This window comes from Halococcus sp. PRR34, from assembly GCF_028617175.1.
Lineage (GTDB): Archaea > Halobacteriota > Halobacteria > Halobacteriales > Halococcaceae > Halococcus > Halococcus salifodinae.
Genome location: NZ_JAQJDA010000005.1, coordinates 202,928 through 226,622 on the forward strand (window position 1 = coordinate 202,928; position 23,695 = coordinate 226,622).

Sequence of the window (23,695 nt, forward strand, 5' to 3'; positions counted from 1 at the left end):
GCGCTTTGCGCACCCGAGGCGGAAAAAGGTCGGAGTGCAGCAAAAGGTGGGGCTGGAGGTGGGTTGTTTATCCGTACTGATGTTGAAGATGAGCTATGAGTCTCACTGCAGATGACTTCGCCGAGTTCGTCCGTGATGGCGGCGACGAGGACGACCGTCCACTCGGTGACGCGCTCGCGGAGTTGGCGGTCGACGTCGACATGGATTCCGTCGCGGCGGTTCGTGATCTCCGCGAGCAGACATGAGGTGTTTCGCCGATACGAACGTGCTCGTCGCCGTCGTGACGAAAGACGACGACCGCGCCGACGCCGCTATCGCGGTACTGAACGACCACGAGATGCACACGTCGGTGTTGAATCTCATGGAACTGCGGAGCGTGCTCGCGAAGAAAAAGCAGTTCGACCGCGAGCACGTCGAAGGAATCGAAGCGCGAATCACGAACCGAGCCACGATCACGTTTCCCGACGCATCGGATATCGTTGCCGCGAACCGACTCCAGCGCGAGACGTACCTCTATCCGATGGACGCGCTGATCCTCGCTGCCGCCGACGCCGCCGATGCAACCCTCCTGTCGTTCGACGCGGAGTTGCGAGAACACGGAGCGAAGTCGCCCGAAGAGATACGATAACGATACGTTCCGAAACCTGCCGGCCATCGTCTCCCGAATCCACTGTTCTGACGGACTCGGTGCTGACCGACGCCGACAGCGAGTTCGCCACACAGTGAAACAGAGCTGGTGGGCCACACCACCATCTCATACCGGGAAGTCGGCGTCGGGATCGACCACGCGATCCGGCTCGTCGGGCACGCGCCAGTCGGTCGCGAGCTCCAGAAGCTGGGCGAGGATGCGCCCGGTCGCACCCCACACGACGAAATCGTCGACCCGGAAGAAGTGGAGTCGAATCTCGCCGTAGTGGGGGTGATCGCGGCGCTCCGAGTCGTAGTTCGCCGGGTCGGTGAGCGCCGCCACCGATAACACTGCTACCTCGGCGACCTCGCGCTCGTCGGGGACGTACTCGCGGTCAGGAACCCGGGCGACGAACGGCCGGACCGCGTACTCGGTCACGGTCCGGATGTCGTCGAGCCGGCCGATCACTTCGGCAGTCTCCGGATCGAGTCCGATTTCTTCGTTCGCTTCCCGAAGCGCGGTCGCGGTGAGGTCTTCGTCGCTGGGTTCGCGGCCGCCGCCGGGGAAGCTCATCTGGCCCGGATGCTCGCCGAGGTGGTCGGCGCGCTTGGTAAAGAGAAGGTGCGGACCGTCCTTGCGGGTGATGACCGGCGCGAGCACGGCCGCCTCCCGCTGCTCGTCGGTAACCGCCGTGGCCGAATACTGAGCCACCCGCGCGAGATCCATGCCCATCGAACGTGCCGCCGGGGCTTAATTCGTCCGCTCGTCGATCTCGGGCGCGTGGCTCCCGGCGCGGTCGTCGGCCCCATCCATCTCCGCTGCCGCGTCGTCGAGCCGATCGCGGACACCACCCAGATCGACCGGAGCCCACGCATCGAGGTCGTAGCTCACGTCCAACAGCTGGGTGATTCGCGCGTGATCGGCGTCGGCGACGGCCCGCGCCGCGTCCGCACGAAATCGCTCCTCGGCGACGGCTCCCAGAACTGTGCGGTCGACCTCGCGTGGCTCGATATCCAGGATATGTGGGAGGTCCTCGGCCCGGTCCGGGAGCGTCGGAAACGCCGTCGGGCCGACGGCGAGAAGCGGGTCATCCGCAGTCGCTTCCGGAACCATCCCCTCGACACCGGTATCCGCAGGGTCGATCGCGACGAGACGGTAGGCCGTGATCGCGTCGTCGATCGTCTCCGCCGACTCGAACTCGGTGCCACGCTTGAACGCGAGTTCGTCACACGCCTGGGATAGCTCCGCGCGGGTGAGCGCGCCGAACAGATCGACCACGCCGGCGAGCTCGTCGTGGCTGAACTCCATCGTTCGACGGTTCCGGTCGACGCCAATGGCTCTTTGGATCGCCCGCGATCGGCCGACTCGAACCGATCCCACGGTAACGTTTTGGCAGTGGCTACTCCATCTGAGTCGTGACGACCGAAACCAACGACGGAGACGATGCGATCGACGGCGGACGGCTCGGGGTGGGGATCGCTATCGGTGTTGCACTCGGTGCAGCCCTCGGGACAGCGACGGGCGAGATGGGGTTGTGGCTGGGTGTCGGCGTCGCCATCGGGATCGGTGTCGGCACGGCGCTCGAATCACGATCCGGGTAACAACAGAGACCGTCTCAACCGCCAGCTGTGTCGGCAATGTGTCCGACTCAGTCGACCGATTCGAGGTCCGCTTGCGCGGCTCGTCGGAAGTGCTCAGGATCGAGCGACGTGTCCCCCCACGCTGGGAGGCGCGTGTCGGCACCAGGGGGATCGATCGCTGCGGCGTACTGGGCGACCTGGTCGCGCTCGGCCACCCGGTCGTAGTCGAGCCCGTTGTGCGCGGCGTCGGCAGCGTACTGTTCGACGAGCGTTTTTGCGGCGGTTTCGTACCGCGCGGGCAGCGTCTCGTACGCCGGCTCGACGCTGTGTTCCTCGATAGCGCGGAACACCGCTGCGCCGACCGCACGACTCATCGCCGCAAGCCCCGCCGAGCCGCCGACGTCGCGGTGGTCGTGGACGTGGGTGCCGAGATCGACCTGGGCCGTGCCCGCGAACCCCACAGCGTCGAACGCGGCACCGAGTGTATCGATTTCGAGGCCCCACTCGCGACTCACCCGAAGCTGACGCGCGAGATCGGCCGTGAGCGCGACTTCGCCCGCGAGCGCGTACCGGAACGCGTCGAGGTATCCGAGGATCGCCGCGTCGTGGCGCTGGGCGAGTGCGCGCACCAAAGGAACGTAGAACAGCCGGAACAGCCGTCCGAACAGCTGGTTTCGCTCGACACGGGCGTAGTAGCCTTTCACGAACCCGAACTCGCCGTCGAGCGGCGCGAGGAGTCGAGGGACGTGTCCCGAGGAGTACGAGGTCGCGTCGGCGTCGTGGATCACGACGTACTCGGTGTCGAGCGCAGCGACGCCGAGTGCGAGCCAGACGTCCCGGCCCTTCCCCCGCGCGCCGTCGAGACCGTGCTCGGCCAGCAGTTCCCGCACCTGCGGACCGCCACACCAGAGCGTCTCGACCGGGTCGAACGCGCCGAGCCACGCGTCGAACGCACCGACGTTCGCCGGTTCGGTTCGGAGGGCGACGATCACCTGTGCGGGGTCGATATCCGCGAGCGTCGAGAGCACTCGTTCGGCCGCTGGCGTCCGGTACTCGCGGTCGGTCATCGGCACGACGACGGTCGCCCGATCGGTGGGGGCATCCGGCGTGGCGTCGCCGAAGTCGTGCAGCGTCGTGATCCGTTCCTGTACGTACTCCACGATCAGCCACCCCACACGGCCGTCGTGATCGGAAATCGGTCGGTACTCTGCGGTTCAGCAAATCTGGAAACGAAGAGTGGGCGGCAGAGAACCGGGCGACGTCGCGACGAACGCGGCGGGCCGGGCGGCGGACTCCGTGACACGGCCGCTGCTACGCGAAGCCGTCAATCAAACCTTCCGAAAGCCACCGCGATCGCCGGTTCGTGGCCTCGAGCGATGTGACTTACTGCCGTAGTGAAAAGGCACGGGAGATGATGCCAGGGCAACGGACCGTATCCCGTGCGCACGGAACCAGAGGCGGTTCCATCCGTACGAATGACCCCGAGTATGGAATACTTACCTCTTGCATCGTGTGTCAAGGTGTGAAACATGTGTCTCGCCGAGAGACGCGAACGCTCACTCTGGTTCGGCGAGGTGTTTGGCGCGACGGGCGTCAGTCCGGTGGTCGTCGTAGACGTCGTGTGCCCACGATCGGAGCGTCTCGTCGGTGCTGTCGAGACACTCACGGAGGACGCCGCGCTCGTCGTGTGTGTTGACCAGCACGCGTTCGTCGAAGATCGCGAGACCGAAGTGGAGTTCGGCGGGATAACAGTACAACGTGAAGTTGTCGAGCGAATATCCGTCCTCGAGGTCGTTCGAATAGTGGGTCAACGAGGCGTCGAGCACCGATTCGTCGATGATCAACTCCATGTCGGTGTCGGTCGTGATGAGCGGCTGTGCGGCCTCGGTGAAGCGTGGGCTAACAACCGACGCGATGCCACGAAACGTTTCGGTCGTGGCCGTTCTGAACTGGTCAGTGAAATGGGTGGCAGCCGCGTGGGGGTCCTCTCGGGAGTTCGTCACCAGCGTGGCTTTCGAAAGCGCAGCGAGCGGGAGCGTGTCAGCGAGGTCGCCGAGTCGGTTGAGAAACATACCCCACTCGTCGATCCGGTCGATCGCCGATTCGAGTGCTTCGTAGTGGCTGAGAACGAGATCGCCGCCGATAGTGAGTCGGTACTCACCGCCCGTCTGCTCGACCCATCCCCGACTTTCGAGCCCGTCGAGCGCGCGGTGGACGGTCGAGCGCGACAGGTCACACGCCTCGGTGAGTTCGCACTGGCGATGGGGCTGCTCGCGGAGCGTTTCGAGGATCCGTACTCGGTTCGCCGAGCCGGCCAGAAACGCGACGTGCTCACGCGGTCCCATTGGCTCGGATGTCCCCTATTGTGCGGTATATCTCTTTTGGATCAATCGGTGGAAAAATGCTCATGTCATAAACACGTTCGGCGCTGTACACTTCACGCAGACGGGGAGTTGGGTCGCTCACTCGAAGGTCGCGTCGAACGCGTCCGCCCCCATCGCGTCCACGCGGCCCGAATCGACGTTTGCCACGACGTGTTCTGAACGACGCATCCCGACGAGCGCGCACGTCACACCAGGTCCCGAACGCGCGAACGTGAGCGCCTTCGCGGCCGGCGTCTCGCCATCGAGTCGGTCGGCAACGCCGGTCGGGATCTCCTCTGCAAGCCGACCCTGGGCCAGTGGCGCGCTCACGAACACGTCGAGTCCGGCCTCGCGCGCGAACCGGAGCGCGCTCTGGGGACCGTCGGGACCGTCGTGGGCCGCGACGGTGAACGCGTCGGCCATGACGACGTTGAACGGAAGCTGCACGGCCCGGAAGTGGGTCGCGTCGTTGCCCGTCGTCCGGGCCGCAGCGCGGGCGCGCGAAACGACCTCGGGGAGCGAGAGGTGATTTGGGTCGTCAGGTGCGACACGGAACGCGTCCCACGTCGCCACGCCGTAGTGACGGAGGTCACCAGCGGCCGCGCGCTCTTCGAGTCTGGCGAACGTCGCCTCCAGATCGTCGTAGACGGTCTCGCGTGAGCGCTCGTCGAGCTGGAACTCTGGGTTGTGAACGTAGTAGCAGTCGATCGTTTCGATCCCGAGATTCGCGAGCGAGCGATCGAGCTGATCGTCGACGAACGCGGGCGCGAGACAGTGCATCCCGCGGACGAGATCGTCGGCGTCGACGATTCCGGGTTCGATGTACTCCTCACGAATGTACTGTCCCGGGTCGTCGGGTCGTCCACCGTCGAACGGCACGAACCCGCCCTTGGTGGCGATCACCACCGCGTCGCGATCGACATCGGCCGCATCGAGCGCACGCCCGACGACCCGTTCGGAGCGCTGGTGACGGTAGTTGATCGCGGTATCGAGCACGTTGATGCCGGAGTCGAGCGCCCGCACGATCGAGTCGTGATACGACTCGTCGACTTCATCGGTGGGATCGCCGAGGTAGGTCCCGAGGCCGATGCTGGAGACGATGCAGTCGCCGAACCGGCGGAAGTACGTCCGGCCGAATTCCTCAGTATGGCGGTCGCGGTACGCCCACGTCGCCTCGCTGGTTGCCATGCGAGCGATTGGCGGCTCGTGGTGATATGCTGTGGGACACGCCTCCCAACGGCTCCGCCACGAAGCAGCACCAATCCGTTTCTCGGCGACGGAATTGACTCGTCCACAACAATCACGATGCAAACGAGAGACCGCGAGCCACACCCTCCCGCGCCCACTTTTTTACTTCTCGGGTGCGCTCGCTCCCGTCGGTCGCTCGCCCACCACTCGTCGCAAAAACCTGGACTAAAAACACCCGCTCACTCGCGGTGCTCGTTCGCGGTTCAGCTACACTGACTTTCCGCTACCACACCGCAACCGCCACACACCTCCCCAACCGATTCCTTCACTCCGTTCAGTCATCCCTCGCACGAGTCGTGCGCTGGAGGCGCACTCCCGCGCGCCACTGCCAGCGGATTTTCGTCCGCCGCCGTCACCCGCTCCGGTACGCGTCGATCGCCGCCCGGTACCCCTCGCGGTAGGTCGGGTACGTGAACTCGTAGTCCAGATCGTGGAGTTTGTCGTTCGCACAGCGCTTCGAGGTCTCTATCCGGCGGCGTGCGGCTGCGGAGAGATCGCCGTCTTCGAGGCGCTCGTCCTTCGTTCGCTTCTCGGGGCGCGGAACGTCGCACTCGTCGGCGAGCCAGTCGGCGAAGGTGTGCTTCGAGACAGGTTCGTCGTCGGCCACGAGCACCGTATCGTCGCGCGCGGTGTCGATTTCGAGGAGGAATCGGATCGTGCCGGCGGCGTCGTCGCGGTGGATCATGTTGAGATAGCCCGCCGTGACGGGGCCGTCGAGGTAGCGATCGAGCCGGTAGCGGTCGGGGCCGTACAGCCCCGCGAAGCGCGCGACCGTTCCCGCAATGCCGTGATCGCTGGCTTCCTCGCGGGCGATCCGCTCGGCCTCGGCGAGCACGTCGGTCTTCTCGGTCGTCGGCTCGATCGGCGTCTCCTCGTCGACCCACGCGCCGTCGTGATCGCCGTAGACGCCAGTCGAGGAGGTGTAGATCAGGCGATCAGGTGGCTGCTCGCGCGTGCCGAAGGCCTCGATCGCGGTCCGGAGACCGTCAACGTAGATCTCGCGCGCGGCCTCGGCGTCCCGACCACCCGAACTCGCCGCGAACACCACGCAATCGACGTCCGGCACGCGCGCGAGGTCGTCGGGATCGGTGATATCGGCCCGGGCGGCATCGAGGCCGGCGCGTTCGATCCGTTCGACGCCCGCTTCCGAGCGGCGCACCCCGACGACGTCGTGGTCGGGCGCGAGCTGGCGACCGAGTTCGAGACCGACGTAGCCACACCCCAGAATGGCGACACGGGTCACGGTTTGCGTTCCTCGATGTACCCGTGAATGGTGGCGAGCTCGTCGAGATCCATCGGGAGCCGGCCCTCGATCTTCTGCTGGATCTCGCGGGCATCGAGCGCACCGTCGATCCCGGACTCGACCGCCTCGACGTCGAGGACGGCGGTCGTCATCCCCATCAGGAGGTGGTCGCGGGTTTCGAGCACGATGGCCTCCGCGTCGGGTTCGTCCTCGCTCGTCGCGAGGATCGCCGCGGCCTCTTCGAGCGTGAGATCGGGTGATTCGCCCTCGGCGAGCATCGTGACCGGCTCCCGTGGGACGCCAGCCTCGTCCGCGACGATCTCGACTCCGTATTCTTCGATGACGTTTCGGAGGCGGTCGTCGTAGCGTTCGCGGAGTTCGTCGGGCGAGAGGCTGCCCGCGTCGTCGATATCGTGGAGCATGTCCGGGATAGCGCTCGCCGACGTAAGTGGATTGAGTTCGGGAGCGAGGCCGGCCGTGAACGCGTCGTCGTAGCCCGCGACGCGCCCCAATCCCTCGATCAGTCCCGTTTCGGCTGCGAGCTCTGCAACGGAGCCGCTGCGGCCGGCCGCGACGCGGGCTGCACCGAGTGGATCGCGAAGCGTGCGTGCCGCCAGTGCCCGGTCGTGGTCCGCGGCGAGCGCGACGAACCGCCCGGCGGCGACCAGCAGCGCCGTTGCCCCGTCGCTGTGGACGTACGTCCCGGCCTCGATCTGCGTTCGCACGCTGGCAACGGGGCAGCCAACGAGCGCGACGACGACGCTCGCACGACAGGCAGGGCTCGCCGCCAGACGACCCTCCTTCGGGCAGTCGGTGGCGTCGACGACGAGCCGCCGGCCTTCCACGCGTGTCTCACAGCCGCAGTCGCCATCAAGTGCGTTTGCTGTCGGCTGACCTGACGCGTCCTGCATGCCACGCGGTGGTCGCGGTTTCGGATTTGAAACTTCGCCGGCAGCGGTCGGGCGGTCGCGGTGCGGTTGCGGCGGTGCGGGCCTGGCGTCCTGCGGTCGCTCCGCGACTGCAGGGCTCAGGAGAGCTTGCTCTCCTGGTGGATCGAGGGCGAGGGTGCGAGCAACGCGAGCGCCCGAGAGCTCGGGTGGTGCTGTGCGGTAGCAGGAGTGCCAGCAGTTCTACCGCGAGTGAGCGGCAGTTTTTAGTCCAGGTTTTTGGAGAGGGTTCGACCGAACGCCGCAGGCGTGAGGGAGGACCCTCTGTAAAAAAGTGGGTGCTCTAGGCCAGACTCGATCCGTCGAACTCGCTGCGGTCGTAGTCGATCTCCATCGCGTCGAGCAGCGTGGGCGCGATGTCGAACAGGTCAGTGTCGTCACCGACGTGGGCGTTCGCATCGTCGACGAACAGGCAGGCGTTATCGAAGCTGTGCATTCCGTTGCGCGGCCCGGTGTCGAAGACGCTGTCGTGGCCCGAGAAGCCGGCTTTGAGATCGAAGCCGTGATTCGGGATGGCGACGAGATCGGGCGCGATGTCGTCGTGGGCTCCGCGGAAGGCGTCCTCCTTCTCGACGACGCGCTCACAGACCTTCCGGCCGTCGGGGCCTTCGAGGGTTTCGAGCGCTTTCTTGAGTTCGGTGCGTTTCTCCTCGTAGTCCTCTTCGGCGACCGCGCCGCGTGGCTCGCGGCCTTCGAGGTTGATGTAGAACCGGCCAGGGATGAACGCGTACGCCTCGGTGTCGTCGGAGATGTCCGCGAGGCTCTCGTGATCGTCGTCAGCGTAGTCGAGCCAGCCGTTCTGGTGGAGCCACTCGTTGAAGTGGACTTCGTGATCGAGGCTCGTGAATCCGTGGTCGGAGGCAACCGCCATCGTGACGTCCTCTGGCAGCATCTCGCGCAGGCGGCCGAGATACTCGTCGACCTTGCTGTAGAAGTCGAGGAACTCCTGCTTGTACTCGCCGTCCTCCTCGTAGTGTTTGAACAGGAAGTGGTTCACTCGATCGGTGGTCATGAACACCCCGAACAGGAGGTCCCAGTCGTCCTGCTCCACGTACTGTGAGAAGGCCTCGAAGCGGGCGTCGAGGGTGGCGTGGGCGTCCTCGATGAACTCACTCTTGTCGTCGTCGTGACCGAGCTTCGCGTTGTTGTCGATCCGGTAGTCGAGACCGGAGAGGGTGTCTCGAAGCTCGTCGGGGTAGGCGGCCTCGTCGACGCCAGGCGAGAGGAAGCCCGAGACCATCCGCTGGACGTCGCGCTGGGGCGGGAAGGTCACGGGGACGTTCATCACGGTGGCGTCGCGGCCCTCCTCCTCGACGCGGTCCCAGACACGAGTCGCCTGGACGTCGCGCCCCATCGGAACATAGGTTTCGTACGAACCGACTTCTCGGTCCTGGAAGCCGTAGACGCCCGTCTCACCGGGGTTGACGCCGGTGGTCAGGGAGGGCCAGCACGCGCTCGATTCGGGGGGTACGATCGAATCGATCGCGCCCGAACTCCCCTCGCGGGCGAGCGTGGAGAGGTTCTCGAAGACGTCCGGGTTGTCCTCGATCAAGCTGTACGGAACCCCGTCGATACCGAAGAAGGCGACGCGCGGGGCGTCGTCGCCGCGGATGCGGTCGAACAGTCCCATGGGACGGCTACTCCCGAGGGGCACAAAGAACGTTCGTTTCGGCATCACCCCTCACGGGACGGGATCGCCGGAACACGCCGACCGTCAGTGCTCGCCAAGCGGCTGTCCACAGGCCGGACAGCGCGCTGTCCCGTCGTCCGTGTCGTCGACCGCGAGGTTCTCGGGGACCACCGTGAGGTGATGCAAGCCGGCAGCGGGACGTTTTGCGGCCATCACGACCATCGCTACGACTCCCGCACCCAAAAGATTACCCATAATTCTAACACATTCGCCGCGGCCCCCGGCATAACCGTGAGGAATACGAGGATTTTCGTCGCCGGAACTCGTTGGCAGAGTATGTTCGAACGAAACGTCGGTGGTCTCGATCGGATCGCTCGCGGCGTGCTGGGTGCGTGCCTCGTCGCGGTCGCGTTCGGTGCGTTTCGTGCTGGCCGGCGCTCGACGGCGGTCGCCGTAGCACTCGGGAGCGCCGGGCTGCTGTTCAACTTCGCTACGGCGCGCTGTGGACTGAACAAGCTGCTCGGCATCGACACCTGTCCGCGGGAGTGACAGCCCCGAGAACTTGACTTCGCGGTGGCGCGCGGCTGCACGCCGTTCATCGGCGCGCAACTCTCGTGCGAGGTCTGCGTGAGCGAAGCGAACGCAGGCTCGTCAGAGCTTCGCTCTGACGGTGGATGACTGAGCGACAGGCGGCACGAACGAAGTGAGAGCCGCCGAGCGAAGGAATCGGCTGGGGAGGGTGTGGCTCTCATTTGTATCGGATGTAGCACCACAGACATCGTCGGAGTTATCATTTCTGATTGACTTTCGACGGTGCCGCCGCAGGATTCGGACCACAGCCTTGTCTTGGGGTTCGCGTCGATCCTCGAAGATCGAATGAGTTGCCGGGTATGAACGCATTTCTCCACGAGAAACTGTCACGTCGAGCGGTATACATTGTACCAATAATACATTGAAGAAAGACACAACAACATAGCGAATAGAAGCAGCGGAACGTGACCGGTTTCCGGGATCGCTGACCAAAAACGATCGATCTCTCTCGTGGTTGAGATGAGAACGCCCGCTGCTGCAAGGACCCATGCCTTGACGAAATCGCTGTTGTTCATATCTCGCTATGACTCAGCAGGAGACAGGATTGTCGGTCTCAGCCGAACTGTTCGGCGTAGAGGTCCTGGGCGTGTTCGATCGCGTCGTAGGCCGCCTGGCGATCCTCCCAGCCCTGTGTCTCGACTTCCTTCCCTTCCTCCAAGTTCTTGTACGTCTCGAAGAACTCGTCGATCTCGTCGAGCTGTTGCTGAGGAATGTCCTCCAAGTCCTCGATGTGGTCGTAGCGGGGGTCCTCGCTCGGAACGGCGATGACCTTGTCGTCCTGTTCGCCGTCGTCGTCCATCCGCATCAGCGCCACGGGGCGGGCCTCGACGATGCAGCCGGGGAAGGTTTGATCCTCAACCAGCACCATGACGTCGAAGGGGTCCTCGTCGTCGTAGTAGCTCTGCGGGATGAACCCGTAATCCGAGGGGTAGTGGACGTTCGAGTGGAGCACGCGATCGAGGACGACGCCCGGCACGTCCTTGTCGTACTCGTACTTGTTGCGCTCGCCCTTGAGACACTCTACGACCGCGTAGATCTCCTCGGGCGGATCGGGGCCCGTTTCGAGGTCTTCCCAGAGGTTCGTCATCGACCGGATCTCCAGGAGGCAGCCAAAAAATATTTTCTATTCGCCCGTCAACAGTGAGTATCCCGCTGTAGAATCGGCCGAATCTTCCGGTGGTATTCGTTGGTTATGGTGGTGTCAGCCACTAAACCCACCGTATTCCCGGATGAAGTTGCAAACTATTAAATAGACTGATGACATATCACGGTGCGATGTCAGAGGCACAAGCGGCACCGGACCGAAGTATCGCACGCGACTTGACGGCTTTTCAACAAAACATCCTCGTCATCCTTTCCGACGAGCCGATGTACGGCCTGGCGATCAAGCGCCAGCTCGAAGAGTACTACGACTCGGAGGTCAACCACGGGCGACTCTACCCCAACCTCGACGACCTCGTGGAGCTGGATCTGGTCGCCAAGAGCGAACTCGACAAGCGAACCAACCAGTACGAGCTCACCGACGCGGGCTACGAGGTCGTCGTCGACAAGCTCGACTGGACGTTCTCGAAGTTCGTGACCGACGCCGGGCGCGCCGACACCGTGCGCGACCTCGTCAACGACAACGCCTGAGGCGGCCATCGACGGCGATTTTTCGCGGTGCGTGACGATGCTCGCGAGCGCCGGCTACGGCTCCGCGGCGTCGACGACCTCGTAGCTCACGTTGCCGTCGCGGAGCTCGCCGGTGTGGGCCGACAGCTGATCCGCGACCGCGATCAGACAGACGTCGAGTCCCTTCGTGGCAGCTTCCCGGACCGCGGTCGCCGTCCCGAACCGGATGTCGGGGTCGACGTCCGCCGCCCGCGTCGCGGCCAGCGCCTCGGTCCCTGCCGTCGCCACCAGATCGTGGTCCGCAGCGGCATCGGCGACCGTCTCTGGATCGAGCGTCGTGCTGCCACCGTCCTGGACCTGTGGCACTGAGAACACCGTCACCGTCCCGAGGTCGTAGTCGAGGACACCCGTGAAATCCGTCACGCCGACGTCCTCGCCGGCCGCAGCGTCGGTGACGGCGATCGCGGTCGCGCTCCCCGCATCGCCCGCCGTCGCCCGGAGCACGCCGTCGCCCATCGCGAGCGAGACCGTCGATCCCTCGTCGATCGCGGTCGTGGCGAGCGCGGTGTCGACCTCGACCTCCTCGATGACGTCCTCGGAGACGTGGCTGACGAACTCCCGAAGCTCGTCGGTCCGAGTCAACAGCCAGTCGACGCCCTCCTTGGTGACCTCGTACCGCCCACGACCGTGTTTCTCGACGTAGCCCTGGTCGATCAGGTCCTTCAAGTAGTCGCTCACGGCCTGAGAGGTGACGCCGATCGCGTCGGCGACCTCGCGCTGGCTGACCGCCGGCTGGCGCTCGGCGATCCCCGTGAGAATTCGATACCGGGTGGCGTTGCGCTTGCTCCGGAGCACCCCCACGTCCCCGGCGTCGCCCGCGTTCGTCATCGTCGGTGGTGTGTACCGCGAACGCAAGTAGTTTTGGTGTACTCCGGGCACGATTGTATCCGAGGCGGGATTTTCGCCGTCTGAAGAAATACTACTTGCATTAAAACAACCAAAATTGTTTTACTACTCACCGGAGTTGTCTTCGGTGATGTCGCGTGTAGCGCTCCCTCACGACGCGAAAGCTGGCCCGACCAAATCGGAGGTACGGGCCGTGCTGCTCGGCAAACTCGGCCTGACGCCGACGGATCACTTCGTCGAAGTCGGGTCGTGTACCGGGGCCGTCACCATCGCGGCGGCACGGCGCGCGGGCCGGATCACCGCGCTCGAACGCAAGCCCGAACGCTTGGCGGTTACGGAAAGAAACCTCGCGGCCAACGACGTTACCGCGGACGTCGAACTCCGCGAAGCCGAAGCGCCCGATGGCCTGCCCGAAGACGCCGACGCGCTGTTTCTCGGCGGCAGCCGGAACTACGAGGCCGTACTCGATCACGCCGTCGCGACCGGCGTCGACCGGATCGTGATGAACGTCTCCCGGCTCGAAGTCGCCGGGGCAGCCACCGCGGCGTTCCGCGAGCGCGACCTCCTCGACGAAGTCGTCCAGTTCCAGGTGAGCCACGGGTACGAGCTCGCTGGCGCGACGAGTTTCGATTCCCAGAACCCGGTGTATATGCTGGTTGGCGGGGCCAGCGACGCCGACGATACCACCGATGGAGGCGCGCCATGAGCCTCTATGGCGTCGGTCTCGGCCCCGGCGAGGCGGATCTCGTCACGCTCCGCGGCAAGCGCGTGCTCGAAACGACCGACGTGGTCTACTCGCCCGGTCGCCTCTCGCGGTCGGTGGCGATCGAGCACGTTCCCGAAGATCGCATCGGCGATCTCGACTTCCCGATGACCCGCGACGAGGACGAACTCCGGCGAGCCTGGCGCGAGGCCGCCGCGGAGATCGCGCCGCGGGCGCGCGACGGGACGGCCGCCTTCGTCACGCTCGGCGATCCCAACGTCTACTCGACGTTCGGCCATCTCCGACGGACGCTCGCGGCGTTTCATCCGGATGTCGGGATCGAGATCGTGCCCGGCGTGAGCGCGGTCACCGCCTTCGCGACCGCGCTCGGTGTCGAGATATCGTCGGGCGCGAGCCTCGCGCTCCGTGAGGCCGCCCGCGGCGCGGCCCCGACCGGTCCCGATCGAATGGTTTTGTTCAAAGTCACCGACGCGCCAACGACCCACGAGGGACTCCGCGAGGCGGGCTACGACGTGGTGTACGGCCGCCGGCTGTTCATGGAGCAGGGCGAGACCATCGTGACCGACGATCCCGACACGATCGCCGAGCGGGACTACTACACCCTGGCCTACGCCGAGAAGCGCGACCTCGACGTCACACCGGCGACCGCCGCGTTCGAGGCGGAGGAGTCGGCTGGCGCTCCCGAGATGGAATCGAGAACGGAAGCCAGCGACGACGAGTCGGACGAACCGAGTCGAACGGCGGCGGACGACCGGGCCGGAACGACCGACAGCGACGGAACAGAGGGCGTCGCCGTCGCGGAGTGTGCCGAGGGCGAGGGCTGTGGCGACGAGACGCCGGAGGTCCGCTCCCGATGACCGATCCCCAGGACGCGATCGATGCGGCGGGGGCCGTCCGCGAGACGGAGCGCGATCCGCGGATCACCGAGCGAACCGCCGGCGAGATTCAGGACGGCATCCCGTTCATCGGAGCCGGGCCGGGCGATCCCGGCCTGCTGACGGTCACCGGCCGAAAGTTGGTCGAGGCTGCCGACCTCGTTGTCCACGCGGGCTCGCTCGTTAACAGCGAACTCCTCGATGCGTACTGTGCGGACGCCGAGCAGGTGTCGAGCATCGGAAAAGATCTGGAGGAGCTGATTCCGCTCATGCGCGACGCCCACGAGGCCGGACGAAGCGTCGTCCGGCTTCACAGCGGCGATCCCGCGATCTACGGTGCGGCCCTCGAACAGATGGACGCGCTCGAACACGAGGATGTGCCAACCTACCTCGTGCCGGGCGTCACGTCGGCGTTCGCGGCGAGCGCGACGCTCCGGACCCAGCTCACCCTGAATGGCGTGGCGAACCACGTCGCGTTCACCCGGCCGCGGGGCGAGACCCTCGATCCCGACGAGGACCACATCGGCGAGTTCGTCGAAATGGGCGACGTCACGACCTGCATCTATCTCGGTACCCACGCGATCGCCGAGACGATGGACCGCCTGGTCGAGACGGGCCACGACCCCGACACGCCGGTGACCGTCGTCTATCACGCCTCGTGGCCCGACGAGGACATCATCGAGGGCACGATCGGGACCATCGGCGAGAAAGTCGCGGCGGCGGGCTATCGAGCCTCGGCGATGGTCGTCATCGGCGACGCGGCGACGGGAGCAGGCTACGAGCGCTCCTATCTCTACGGCGACTGGGCGAACCGGGGCGCGGATGAAAGCGAGAGCGAGGCGGACGACTGAGATGCGACGGCAACACTCCCCAAAACGTGTAGAAAGCCCCCGCGCTCTCGACTCGGGCGGCTCGCTGCGCGCCTCGGCTCACGGCTCGCGGCGACGCCGCTCGCGCAGACCGTGGCCTCCCTTCGATCGGCCACGCGCCGCTCGCCTTCGGTGCTTGCGTCGTCGGCCGTCGTCGAGAGACCGGCCACTTTCATTCCCACCCCTGCGGCTGGTCGGCCAGCAGTCACGCGCGATGATCCACAGACAGATCAATACTGAATCATGAGTACCGACACCAACGACACGGATTCGAGCGAAACGAGCGAACGAGAGGAATCGAACGGATCGAGCGGCCACTGCTCCACACCGGATTCGGATGGCGAGGTGGCCGAGGAGATCGCGATCGTGAGTTTCGAGCGCAAGCTCGACACCGCCCGCGAGATCGCGGCGGGCATCGGCGAGGCGTACGACTCGGTCGACATCATCGAGTACCACGGCGACGTCTTCGAAGAGCACTGGGGCGAGTACGACTGTTTCGTGGGGTTGATGGCCTCGGGCATCGCGATGCGCAAGACCGCGCCGCTGCTCGACAGCAAGTGGGACGATCCCGCGATCGTGGTCGTCGACGAGGAGTTGACGTGGGCGATCCCGATCACCGGCGGCCACCACGGCGCGAACCAGGTCGCGGGCGATCTCGCGGAGTTGGGTGCCGTTCCGGCGATGACGACCGCGAGCGAAGCGGCGGGCGAGCAGGGTGTCGAGAGCAAGGCGAAGGCGCTCGACGCCCACGTCGTCAACGGCGACTCGACGGTGGCGACCAACCTCGCAGTGCTGAACGACGATCTCGGTCCTGTCGCCCGACTCGACGGCCCCCAGGCAGTCCTCGTCGGCGACGACGTCACCGTTCTCAAACGCAACGGCGACACGGGCGTCGTGCTCGGGACAGGAACTGTCTCCGGCGTGCAGAAGGAACAAGTCCTCGGCGCGTGGGAGGCTGCTCTCGACGACCTCGATCTCGGGTTGAGTTTCGACGATGTCGACTTCGTCGCGACCGGCACCCGGAAGGAGGGCGAGGAGGGGCTCTACGTGGCCGCCCAGGAGATCGGAGCGGGAGTCGTCCTCTTCGAGAAAGAGACCTTAGAGGGGTTCGAGGGGCCCTCACCCTCCCGATCGAAGGAGCTGATCGGGTGGCCGGGGATCGCGGAAGCGTCGGCGATCGCCGGTGGCCGTGACCACGAACTCGCGCGCGAAAAAGAGCGGTTCGACGACGCCGTGACCGTGGCGGTGGGGCGCTGAGATGGCTGCGACGAACGACGACGATCTCGGGACGCTCTCCGTCGTCGGTATCGGCCCAGGTCTTCCGCACGCGATGACTCAGCGTGCGAAAGACGTGATCGCCACCGCCGACTGCGTGATCGCCTCGAATCTCTACCAGGCGTTCCTGCGCCGGGACGGCACGCTGCCGCCAGAGGATGCCGCGGTCGCTGCGGCCACCGACGGCGGTACTGCCGCCGGTGACGACGGGGCGACGGTGCTCGAACGACCGAACGGGACCCGCCAGACGCTCGTCCGGTCGTCGATGGGCCAGCAGATCGAACTCGCGCGCGAGGCGTTCGAGCGGGTCCGCGACGGCGAGGACGTCGCCCACGTCTCCGGCGGCGATCCGAACGTCTACGGTAAGAGCGACTTGCTGTTCACGATGGCCGAAGCGGAGGGGGCGACGGATATCCCGATCGAGGTCGTGCCGGGCGTGACGGCTGCGCTCGGCGGCGCGGCGAACCTCGGCGCGCCCCTCTCGAACGACTTCTGCACGATCTCGCTTTCGGACAAGTGGCGCGGGTGGGACGAGATCGCCGAGAAGCTCCGCGCAGCCGCCATCAGCGGGTTCGTGATCGTGCTGTACAACTGCTGGCGCGACTACGAGCGCGCGATCGACGTACTCCGTGAGGAGCGGAGCGACGACGTCCCGGTGGGGATCTTCAACGACGCCGGCCGAGGCGACGCCGGCCGGAATTTGGAGGACGAGACCCACACCATCACGACGCTCGGCGCGGCGACCGACCACGACGACGAGGTCGGCGGGATGGGGACCTCGATCCTCGTCGGCAATCACGAGACGGCGGTCTGGGAGAACGATTTCGACGAGTACCTCGTCACCCCGCGCGGCGGGCGTGACGTCGACGATTTCTGACCATGAGCACTGACGACACCACCGAGACGACCGAAACCGACGCGAGCACAGACGCGGAAACCACCACGGCAAGCGCCGAGAGTGAGTGCGGGGCGTCGAGTTCGACGACGGAGTCCGGATGCGGCGCAGCCGATACGGACGAATCCGCTTCGAGCTGTGGTAGTTCGAAAGGAGACACGACCGACGAGAAGGTGGGATCGACGGTCGAAGACTTCGACGCCGATCCGGGCAGACTGATCGCCGTCGGTCTCGGCCCTGGCGAACCCGAGGGAATGACGAGTCGCGCGAAAGCGGCGCTCGCCGACGCCGAGCACATCGTGGGCTACACCACCTACGTCGATCTGCTGCCCGACGGTATCACCGAGAACGCCGACGACATCCACTCGACGCCGATGTGCGGCGAAGTCTCCCGGACCGAGGAGGCGGTCGATCGCGCGCTCGCGGGCAACGCGGTCGCCATCATCGGGAGCGGCGATCCGAACGTCTACGCGCTCGCCGGCCTCGCGCTCGAGATCCTCGAATCGAAGGGTGCGACCGCCTCGATGGTCGAGTTCGACGTCGTGCCCGGCGTGCCCGCCGCCCAGTCCTGCGCCGCGCGCGTCGGCGCACCCCTGGTGAACGACACGGTGAGCGTTTCGCTGTCGGATCACTTGACGTCGATGGACACCATCGAGTCGCGGCTCCACGCGGTCGCCGCAGAGGGGTTCACCATCGCGATCTACAACCCGTGGAGCCGCAAGCGCCGAGAGAACTTCGAGACGTGCTGTGAGATCCTGCTCGAACACCGCGATCCGTCGACGCCGGTCGGGGTCGTCCACGGTGCGAGCCGAGACGACGAGGCGGCCGAGATCGTTGAACTGAATGAGCTCGAAGAGCTCGGCGAGACAGATCTGATCGACATGACGACGACGCTCCTCGTCGGCAACGAGGAGACGTACGTCTGGGACGACCGAATGGTCACCCCACGGGGCTACGAGTCGAAGTATGACTACTGAGTACGAGATCCGTCTCGACCGGGAGCGGTGTGACGGCATCTTCGCCTGTCTCGTCCGCGACGACCGTTTCGTCGAGGCCACTGATGGACTGGCGACGATCGAGGCCTCGGACGACAGCGTGGCGAGCGAGCGGACGGCGGAGACGGCCCTCGTCGCGACGTTCGATGACGACCGCATCGACGCTGCCCGACAGGCCGCCCGTGCCTGTCCGGTCGATGCGATCAGCGTGAGCGGAACCGACGGAGGAACCGACACGACGGAGGCCGACGATGAGTGACACCGAGGAAGGGGCGGCGACGCCGGCCCCCGCCACGGACCTGCTCGCGGCGTCGCCGGCGACGGCGTACTTCTGGGGCCGGGTCGCGGGCGACGGCGACCTCTCTCGCAACAGTGTGACCGTGCGCGCGGGCGACGACACCGCGGCCGACGCGCTGGCGGCGGTCGCGGGCGCGAACCGAACCGACCACCGGGTCGCGGCGCGCGAATCGGCCCACGACGCGTCGATCGTCCGATACGAGGACGAGTACGAACTCCAGGTGATCGGCGCGCCCGCCGAGCGCGCCAGCGCGGCACTCGGACTCCCGATCGACGGCCAGGCCGGCGGCTACCGATTCGACGCGTTCGCCGACCACCGCGCGCCGCTCGTTCGGGGGCTGCTCGAAGCCTGCGGCACCGTCTGCTTCCGGGAGTCAGCGGGGAGGGTCGGAATCTCGTTCGTCCACGACGACGAGCGCCTGCTCGAAACGGTCCGCTCGCTCCTCGACGCCGCCGATCCACACGTTCCGACCGACGACCTCGCCAAAAGCTCCTCGGGCGGGTACTGGTTCGGGCTGGCGGACGACGCCGATGTCGCCGGATTCGCCCAGTGGGTGTACGCCGGGAGCGACGTGTCGGGACTCTACTCCGAGAATCGACGCCGGAAGCTCCGCCGGAGCGTCGAACGCGCAACCGGCGGCGACGTCGGAGAGCTCTCGGGATGACCGCGAGCGCGCAGGCCGCCCCCGCAGGACTCGACGACGAGGCGGTACTGCTGGTCGGTCACGGCTCCCGGCGCGAGAAGTCGAACGAGCAGGTCCGCGAGCTCGCCAGTGGGATGGAAGACCGACTGGGCGTCCCGGTCGACGTCGGCTTTCTCGAACTCGCCGCACCGTCGATCGACGAGGCGATCGCGGGGCTCGCCCCGGCGGTGTCGCGAGTTACGGTCGTCCAGCTCTCGCTGTTCGCCGCGAGCCACGTCAAAAACGACGTACCGCTCGCCGTCGAACGTGCCCGCTCGGCACACCCCGATCTGACGCTGCACAACGGCTCGCATCTCGGCGTCCATCCCGCGATCGTCGATCTGCTCGACGATCGGGCTGCCGCGGTGGAGGATGGGTTGGAAGCGGATCGCGGGGCCGAGGAGGTCGCGGTCGTGCTCTGTGCGCGCGGGTCCAGCGATCCCGACGCCAACGCCGACGTGCACAAGCTGGCACGGCTGCTCTACGAGGGCCGTGCGCTCGATCGGGTCGAGGCGTGTTTCGTCGGTGTCACCGAACCGCGGCTGTCGGGGGCGCTTCACGCAGTCGCCAAACACCGCCCCGACGCGATCGTCGTGCTGCCGTACATGCTCGGTGACGGCGTGCTCACCCAGCGGATCCGGGACCGTACTGCGGAGTTCGACGCCGAGTACCCCTACGTCGACGCGGCGGCCGGCGACCCGCTCGGCACCGATCCGCGGTTGCTCGACGTGCTCTGTGATCGGTGGCAGGCGGCCCGAACCGACAGCGTCGAGATGTCGTGTGACACCTGCAAGTACAAAGTCGAACTCGACGGCTACGAGGAGGACGTCGGCGGTGCGCGCGCGATGCTTCGTGCGCTCACCCACCAGGAATCCCACGCCGACCGCGAGAGCGTCGACGACGATCCCCACGCCCACGACGCGCCCGCAAAACACGTCGCGGTCTGTACGAACCAGACCTGCGCCGCCGACGGCGCGCCCGCGGTGCTCGAACGGCTCCGACAGGCGGCCCGCGACTCCGCAGCCTGCGACGCCCGAATCACCCGCTCGTCGTGTCTCGGCCGATGCGGCGACGGCCCGATGGTCGCGGTCTACCCCGACGGCGTCTGGTACGGCGGCGTCGACGAGAGCGACGCCGACCGCATCGTCTCCTCGCATCTCGACCGCGAGCGCATCGTGAGCGATCTCGTCGATCAGACGCTGTGACGCCCAACTAAATCCACATTACCACACATGACTTGTCACGAACTCGAAGCACTCCGACTCGGACTCATGAACGTCCTCGGCACAGAGGACCGAACCGCTCGCGACCACGCCGAACAGGAGCTGGAGGGCCATCTCGACGGCCCCATCGAGGGGCTTGCGAACGCCGAAACCCTCTCAGGTATCGAGCGCCATCTCGATGCAGCGCTCGTCGATCTCGAAGAAGAGATCGCCACCACCGACGAGAACGACCCCGAATACGACTACCTCCGCGGGCGACTCGTCGCCGTCCGGGACGGCGAGCGTGCCGTCCACCGGCTGACCGATCAGGGCGAGAGCGTCCTTGACGGGCTCGGCGACGCACACGATCTCCTCCACGAGGCGTTCCCGGCGGATGAGTAGTTCGGACGTGACGACCGATACCACGACTGTCCCCCTCGGCGACATCGAGCCGGCGCGGTCGCGCCACGCTGGCCGGCGCTCGGCCGTGGCGCTGACCGAGGACCTGCTCGTTGCCGGCACGGCGGTGGGGGATGTCCGTGCGTACGATCGAACAACCCTCGACGAACGCTGGTTCGCCGAGGGAACGAACGACGAAACGAGCGTCGTCGCGGCGGTTGGATTCGCTGGCGGCGTCGCCGTCGGCGAGCGCGGCCCGGACGGCGGGGTTCGGCTCTACGATGTCGCGACCGGTAGCGTGCGCTGGCGATACGACACGGCGGACGACGTCGGCGCACCCCAGAAACGGAGCCGGTTTTTCCTGCCGTTCGTCGCCGACCTCGCGGTCTGCGGGGAGCGGCTGTACGTCGCCGCGCGGCGTTACGAGCGCGACGGCGACGACCGCTCGTTCCGGAGCGTGGTCTACGCCTTCGAGGAGACCGGCGACATCGCGTGGACGTACGAAACCGACGCATCGCCGATTAGCCTCGACGCAGATGATGGGGCGGATCGACGAGACGGCCGCGTCGCCGTCGCGTACAACCGCTGTCCGGGCGACCACCAGCACGGCGTAGTCGTTCTCGACGCCGAGACCGGCGCGGTGCAGTGGCAGTGGGATCCTGGAACCGCCGGCCAGCGCCGCGTCGGCGACGTATCGTTGCTCGAAACGGGCGTCGCGGTCGCCAGCCACGGCGACTACCGTGGCTACCGGCTTGGTGCGGGCGGCGCGGAGCGGTGGTCGGTCGATCTCGCCACGCTGACGAAAATCGACGACGAGACGCTCTACGCCTACCCGAACCACGTCCACGCGACCCCCGAAGGCTGCGTCTTCGTCACCGGGAACACCTACCCCGAAGAGGGACGCGAAACCGCGTCGCTCCACCCCGACGAACACACCGCGTTCGGCTACTCGCCCGAGGGCGAACGGGTGTGGTCGGCGTCGGTCGGCGGGTTCGCTGGCGAGATCGCGGCGTCCGGCGACCTGATCGCGGTTCCCTGCGCACAGCAGTTCCGAACGCGAGACCCGGCGACGCACGCGCTGCGTGTTTTCGACGTACGGAAGGGTCGCTGTGCGGAGCGCGACGCCGAGGGGATCGTCACTGCGGCCGCGGTCGACGAACGAGCGTTCGTGGCCGTCGAGGAGCCGGTCGTCTACCACGACGAGGGCCAGCGCCGCGGCGCGTACCGACTCCACGCTGGCGGGCCGTAACTCCTCTCGGTCGCCGCTCGGTATCGGATACGACAGTCGAGTGGCCGAAAAATCTCAGTCGCCGACCGAGCGATTCTCGCTGGCCATCGCGTCTTTCGTTCCCAGCCGTGTCGCCTCCTCTCCGAACTCGGCAGCGAGGAGCTCGGGAACGTCGTCGGGCGTGACGTCCGAGTACCACTGGTTTCGTGGGTGGATCGCCACCGCCGTTCCCTCGGCGCTACAGAGTCCGAGACAGCTCGTCTCGGCAACGTGGACCCGCGACCAGAAGACGTCGCGCTCGCGGAGCCACTCTTTGACTGCCGTGAGGACGGCCGCTCCACCCGCGTCCGCACAGCAGGCGTACTCCGACGTTCGGTCGTTCGTACACACCAGCACGTGATCGGTGAACCCGTTGTCGAGCACGTCCGCAGTCCGCTGGTTCATGATTCGACCACGACCGACTCCGGCGTTGGACCGTGCTCGGCGGGGGCGGCCGACGCGTCGGCCTCGCAGCGCACGAGCCACGCGTGGACGCTGGCCAGCACGAACCAGAGCATCGCCTGGCTCGCAGCCACGAGCCCACGGAACGTGGTCACGAGATCGGCCGGGGCCGGGACGGAAACCGGGTTCGCCGGCGCGAGCAGGACGGGAACCGCGAGCACCGCGAACGACGCCGCTGCACCGGCGACCGCGACGCCGGTTCCCCGAATTCGCCGGAGCCGGTTGTAAGCGACGCCCGCGAGCAGGCACGCCCCGGCACCGGCGACCAGCAGGACGGCGTACCACAGCAGTCGGGTGTCGGTCGGCAGGGCCTGCTCGGCTCCTGGCGGCTGGGGCGGGAGAACCAGCCACGGAGCGCCCGAGACGGTGACGAATCCGGCCGCTGCGAGGAGGTACTGCTTGGTCGCGCCCGTGCCGGGGATCGCGGGTTCGAGGAAATAGTACGCGAGCCCGAACCCAGCGATCCCGAACAGCAGCCCCCACCCGATCCCGCCGGCGATCGAGACGAGTTTCGTGGTGAGCGCCGAGACCGCCGCGCTCGCGTGATGGCCGCCGCCCGCGCCATCCGCGCTGCCCGCTCCGCCCTCGTGGTGATCGCCACTCGCATCGCCCGCATGATCTTCTGTGGCGTGACCGCCGGCATCGCCGCCCTCGAACGTCTCGGCGAGCCCCACGAGCGGGTTGCCGACCAGCGCGATGAAGAGGCCGAAGGCGAGCCCTGCGATCAGACCCGCCTTCGCACCGCGGAGGAGGTACGCCGTGAGCATCAGTGACAGGTGATCCCGGCGGCGTGACGGAAGTTGTGGAGCGCGTCGTGAGCCGTGGGTTCCTGGACGAACAGCAGCGTGAACCCGAGGGCCGCGATCACCGCGAGGCCGGCGGCGACCCGTGCCGACGTGAGTTCGATCCTGGCACGCTCGATACGACGGTGAACTGTGTCGTTGGTTGCAGCCATACCAATCTCATTTGTACTGAGGCAACTCAAATTGTAAAACTTTCGGCCGG

30 protein-coding genes are annotated in these 23,695 nt (G+C 66.5%); 16 read left to right on the forward strand and 14 right to left on the reverse strand.

Translation table 11 applies throughout. From position 1 onward, the window contains the following. Positions 1-95 precede the first annotated feature (95 nt). Positions 96-245 (forward strand): hypothetical protein, encoded by a 150-nt coding sequence (locus PHA81_RS08820; RefSeq protein WP_273836515.1) that lies wholly within the window; start codon positions 96-98, stop codon positions 243-245. Further along, positions 242-628: a PIN domain-containing protein gene (locus PHA81_RS08825; RefSeq protein WP_273836517.1), complete on the forward strand. Its 387-nt coding sequence runs from the start codon at positions 242-244 to the stop codon at positions 626-628. Before PHA81_RS08820 ends, PHA81_RS08825 begins: the two co-directional genes overlap by 4 nt. A 126-nt stretch (positions 629-754) precedes the next feature. Here the strand turns inward: PHA81_RS08825 and PHA81_RS08830 are convergent, their stop codons facing one another. Together PHA81_RS08830 and PHA81_RS08835 are read right to left on the reverse strand one after the other, a co-directional pair. Further along, on the reverse strand, positions 755-1,354 hold the full coding sequence (locus PHA81_RS08830) for a CoA pyrophosphatase (protein ID WP_273836518.1): 600 nt from the start codon (positions 1,352-1,354) through the stop codon (positions 755-757). A 24-nt stretch (positions 1,355-1,378) separates the two neighbouring features. After that, on the reverse strand, positions 1,379-1,936 hold the full coding sequence (locus PHA81_RS08835; RefSeq protein WP_273836519.1) for a hypothetical protein: 558 nt from the start codon (positions 1,934-1,936) through the stop codon (positions 1,379-1,381). A 107-nt stretch (positions 1,937-2,043) separates the two neighbouring features. Between PHA81_RS08835 and PHA81_RS08840 the strand changes: the two genes are divergently transcribed. Continuing rightward, positions 2,044-2,229 carry a hypothetical protein gene (locus PHA81_RS08840; protein ID WP_273836520.1) on the forward strand — a complete coding sequence of 62 codons (186 nt, stop codon included), beginning with the start codon at positions 2,044-2,046 and terminating at the stop codon, positions 2,227-2,229. A 47-nt stretch (positions 2,230-2,276) separates the two neighbouring features. Here PHA81_RS08840 and PHA81_RS08845 read toward each other — a convergent pair whose 3' ends face one another. The 7 genes from PHA81_RS08845 to PHA81_RS08875 form a co-directional block, all read right to left on the reverse strand. Then, a complete protein-coding gene (locus PHA81_RS08845; RefSeq protein WP_273836539.1) occupies positions 2,277-3,368 on the reverse strand; it encodes a glycosyl transferase family 2 in 1,092 nt (363 codons plus the stop codon). Between the two features lie 396 nt (positions 3,369-3,764). Further along, positions 3,765-4,553, reverse strand: a complete 789-nt coding sequence (locus PHA81_RS08850) for a helix-turn-helix domain-containing protein (RefSeq protein ID WP_005042200.1) — start codon at positions 4,551-4,553, stop codon at positions 3,765-3,767. Positions 4,554-4,670: 117 nt separating this feature from the next. Next, a complete protein-coding gene (locus PHA81_RS08855; protein WP_273836523.1) occupies positions 4,671-5,759 on the reverse strand; it encodes an aldo/keto reductase in 1,089 nt (362 codons plus the stop codon). A gap of 412 nt (positions 5,760-6,171) precedes the next feature. Beyond that, positions 6,172-7,062 carry an SDR family oxidoreductase gene (locus PHA81_RS08860; RefSeq protein ID WP_273836524.1) on the reverse strand — a complete coding sequence of 297 codons (891 nt, stop codon included), beginning with the start codon at positions 7,060-7,062 and terminating at the stop codon, positions 6,172-6,174. Next, positions 7,059-7,973: a DUF5791 family protein gene (locus tag PHA81_RS08865; RefSeq protein WP_005042210.1), complete on the reverse strand. Its 915-nt coding sequence runs from the start codon at positions 7,971-7,973 to the stop codon at positions 7,059-7,061. The genes PHA81_RS08860 and PHA81_RS08865 overlap by 4 nt, the downstream gene beginning before the upstream one ends. A gap of 319 nt (positions 7,974-8,292) precedes the next feature. After that, the gene (locus PHA81_RS08870; protein WP_005042212.1) at positions 8,293-9,639 is read right to left on the reverse strand and encodes an alkaline phosphatase family protein; all 1,347 of its coding nucleotides are present in this window, start codon (positions 9,637-9,639) and stop codon (positions 8,293-8,295) included. Between the two features lie 84 nt (positions 9,640-9,723). Next, entirely contained in the window at positions 9,724-9,894 is a 171-nt protein-coding gene (locus PHA81_RS08875) for a hypothetical protein (RefSeq protein ID WP_162531014.1), read from the reverse strand. 81 nt (positions 9,895-9,975) lie between these two features. On the opposite strand from PHA81_RS08875, the gene PHA81_RS08880 reads away from it, so the two are divergent. Next, positions 9,976-10,188 (forward strand): DUF2892 domain-containing protein, encoded by a 213-nt coding sequence (locus PHA81_RS08880; RefSeq protein WP_005042214.1) that lies wholly within the window; start codon positions 9,976-9,978, stop codon positions 10,186-10,188. A gap of 595 nt (positions 10,189-10,783) precedes the next feature. On the opposite strand, the gene PHA81_RS08885 is transcribed toward PHA81_RS08880, so the two are convergent. Beyond that, complete coding sequence (locus tag PHA81_RS08885; protein WP_005042216.1) at positions 10,784-11,317, reverse strand: inorganic diphosphatase; 534 nt, start codon at positions 11,315-11,317, stop codon at positions 10,784-10,786. Positions 11,318-11,505: 188 nt separating this feature from the next. Here PHA81_RS08885 and PHA81_RS08890 point away from each other — a divergent pair, with 188 nt between their 5' ends. Next, on the forward strand, positions 11,506-11,862 hold the full coding sequence (locus PHA81_RS08890) for a PadR family transcriptional regulator (RefSeq protein WP_005042219.1): 357 nt from the start codon (positions 11,506-11,508) through the stop codon (positions 11,860-11,862). A 54-nt stretch (positions 11,863-11,916) separates the two neighbouring features. On the opposite strand, the gene PHA81_RS08895 is transcribed toward PHA81_RS08890, so the two are convergent. After that, positions 11,917-12,729 (reverse strand): MarR family transcriptional regulator, encoded by an 813-nt coding sequence (locus PHA81_RS08895; RefSeq protein ID WP_005042222.1) that lies wholly within the window; start codon positions 12,727-12,729, stop codon positions 11,917-11,919. A 148-nt stretch (positions 12,730-12,877) separates the two neighbouring features. On the opposite strand from PHA81_RS08895, the gene cbiT reads away from it, so the two are divergent. The 11 genes from cbiT (at position 12,878) to PHA81_RS08950 (ending at position 22,210) form a co-directional block, all read left to right on the forward strand. After that, positions 12,878-13,453 carry a precorrin-6Y C5,15-methyltransferase (decarboxylating) subunit CbiT gene (gene cbiT / locus PHA81_RS08900; RefSeq protein ID WP_005042224.1) on the forward strand — a complete coding sequence of 192 codons (576 nt, stop codon included), beginning with the start codon at positions 12,878-12,880 and terminating at the stop codon, positions 13,451-13,453. Further along, on the forward strand, positions 13,450-14,328 hold the full coding sequence (locus PHA81_RS08905) for a cobalt-factor II C(20)-methyltransferase (protein WP_005042227.1): 879 nt from the start codon (positions 13,450-13,452) through the stop codon (positions 14,326-14,328). Before cbiT ends, PHA81_RS08905 begins: the two co-directional genes overlap by 4 nt. Further along, positions 14,325-15,197, forward strand: a complete 873-nt coding sequence (locus PHA81_RS08910) for an SAM-dependent methyltransferase (protein ID WP_005042229.1) — start codon at positions 14,325-14,327, stop codon at positions 15,195-15,197. The genes PHA81_RS08905 and PHA81_RS08910 overlap by 4 nt, the downstream gene beginning before the upstream one ends. A gap of 261 nt (positions 15,198-15,458) precedes the next feature. Then, positions 15,459-16,472 carry a cobalt-precorrin 5A hydrolase gene (gene cbiG / locus PHA81_RS08915; protein WP_005042232.1) on the forward strand — a complete coding sequence of 338 codons (1,014 nt, stop codon included), beginning with the start codon at positions 15,459-15,461 and terminating at the stop codon, positions 16,470-16,472. A 1-nt stretch (position 16,473) separates the two neighbouring features. Beyond that, positions 16,474-17,367 carry an SAM-dependent methyltransferase gene (locus PHA81_RS08920; RefSeq protein ID WP_005042234.1) on the forward strand — a complete coding sequence of 298 codons (894 nt, stop codon included), beginning with the start codon at positions 16,474-16,476 and terminating at the stop codon, positions 17,365-17,367. 2 nt (positions 17,368-17,369) lie between these two features. Next, complete coding sequence (gene cobJ / locus PHA81_RS08925) at positions 17,370-18,362, forward strand: precorrin-3B C(17)-methyltransferase (protein WP_005042236.1); 993 nt, start codon at positions 17,370-17,372, stop codon at positions 18,360-18,362. Beyond that, positions 18,352-18,639 carry a ferredoxin gene (locus PHA81_RS08930; RefSeq protein WP_005042238.1) on the forward strand — a complete coding sequence of 96 codons (288 nt, stop codon included), beginning with the start codon at positions 18,352-18,354 and terminating at the stop codon, positions 18,637-18,639. Before cobJ ends, PHA81_RS08930 begins: the two co-directional genes overlap by 11 nt. Further along, entirely contained in the window at positions 18,632-19,342 is a 711-nt protein-coding gene (locus tag PHA81_RS08935; RefSeq protein WP_005042240.1) for a hypothetical protein, read from the forward strand. Before PHA81_RS08930 ends, PHA81_RS08935 begins: the two co-directional genes overlap by 8 nt. Continuing rightward, complete coding sequence (locus PHA81_RS08940; RefSeq protein ID WP_005042243.1) at positions 19,339-20,565, forward strand: CbiX/SirB N-terminal domain-containing protein; 1,227 nt, start codon at positions 19,339-19,341, stop codon at positions 20,563-20,565. The genes PHA81_RS08935 and PHA81_RS08940 overlap by 4 nt, the downstream gene beginning before the upstream one ends. A 27-nt stretch (positions 20,566-20,592) precedes the next feature. Then, positions 20,593-20,964, forward strand: a complete 372-nt coding sequence (locus PHA81_RS08945) for a DUF3209 family protein (protein WP_005042245.1) — start codon at positions 20,593-20,595, stop codon at positions 20,962-20,964. Then, positions 20,957-22,210 carry a PQQ-binding-like beta-propeller repeat protein gene (locus PHA81_RS08950; RefSeq protein ID WP_005042249.1) on the forward strand — a complete coding sequence of 418 codons (1,254 nt, stop codon included), beginning with the start codon at positions 20,957-20,959 and terminating at the stop codon, positions 22,208-22,210. Before PHA81_RS08945 ends, PHA81_RS08950 begins: the two co-directional genes overlap by 8 nt. A 54-nt stretch (positions 22,211-22,264) precedes the next feature. Here PHA81_RS08950 and PHA81_RS08955 read toward each other — a convergent pair whose 3' ends face one another. Genes PHA81_RS08955 through PHA81_RS08965 form a run of 3 tightly spaced genes read right to left on the reverse strand, consistent with a single transcriptional unit; the run spans position 22,265 to position 23,645 of the window. Next, a complete protein-coding gene (locus PHA81_RS08955) occupies positions 22,265-22,633 on the reverse strand; it encodes a (2Fe-2S) ferredoxin domain-containing protein (RefSeq protein WP_005042251.1) in 369 nt (122 codons plus the stop codon). Continuing rightward, a complete protein-coding gene (locus tag PHA81_RS08960; protein WP_005042254.1) occupies positions 22,630-23,457 on the reverse strand; it encodes a CbtA family protein in 828 nt (275 codons plus the stop codon). The genes PHA81_RS08955 and PHA81_RS08960 overlap by 4 nt, the downstream gene beginning before the upstream one ends. Continuing rightward, positions 23,457-23,645 (reverse strand): CbtB domain-containing protein, encoded by a 189-nt coding sequence (locus tag PHA81_RS08965; RefSeq protein WP_005042255.1) that lies wholly within the window; start codon positions 23,643-23,645, stop codon positions 23,457-23,459. The genes PHA81_RS08960 and PHA81_RS08965 overlap by 1 nt, the downstream gene beginning before the upstream one ends. Positions 23,646-23,695: the final 50 nt, after the last annotated feature.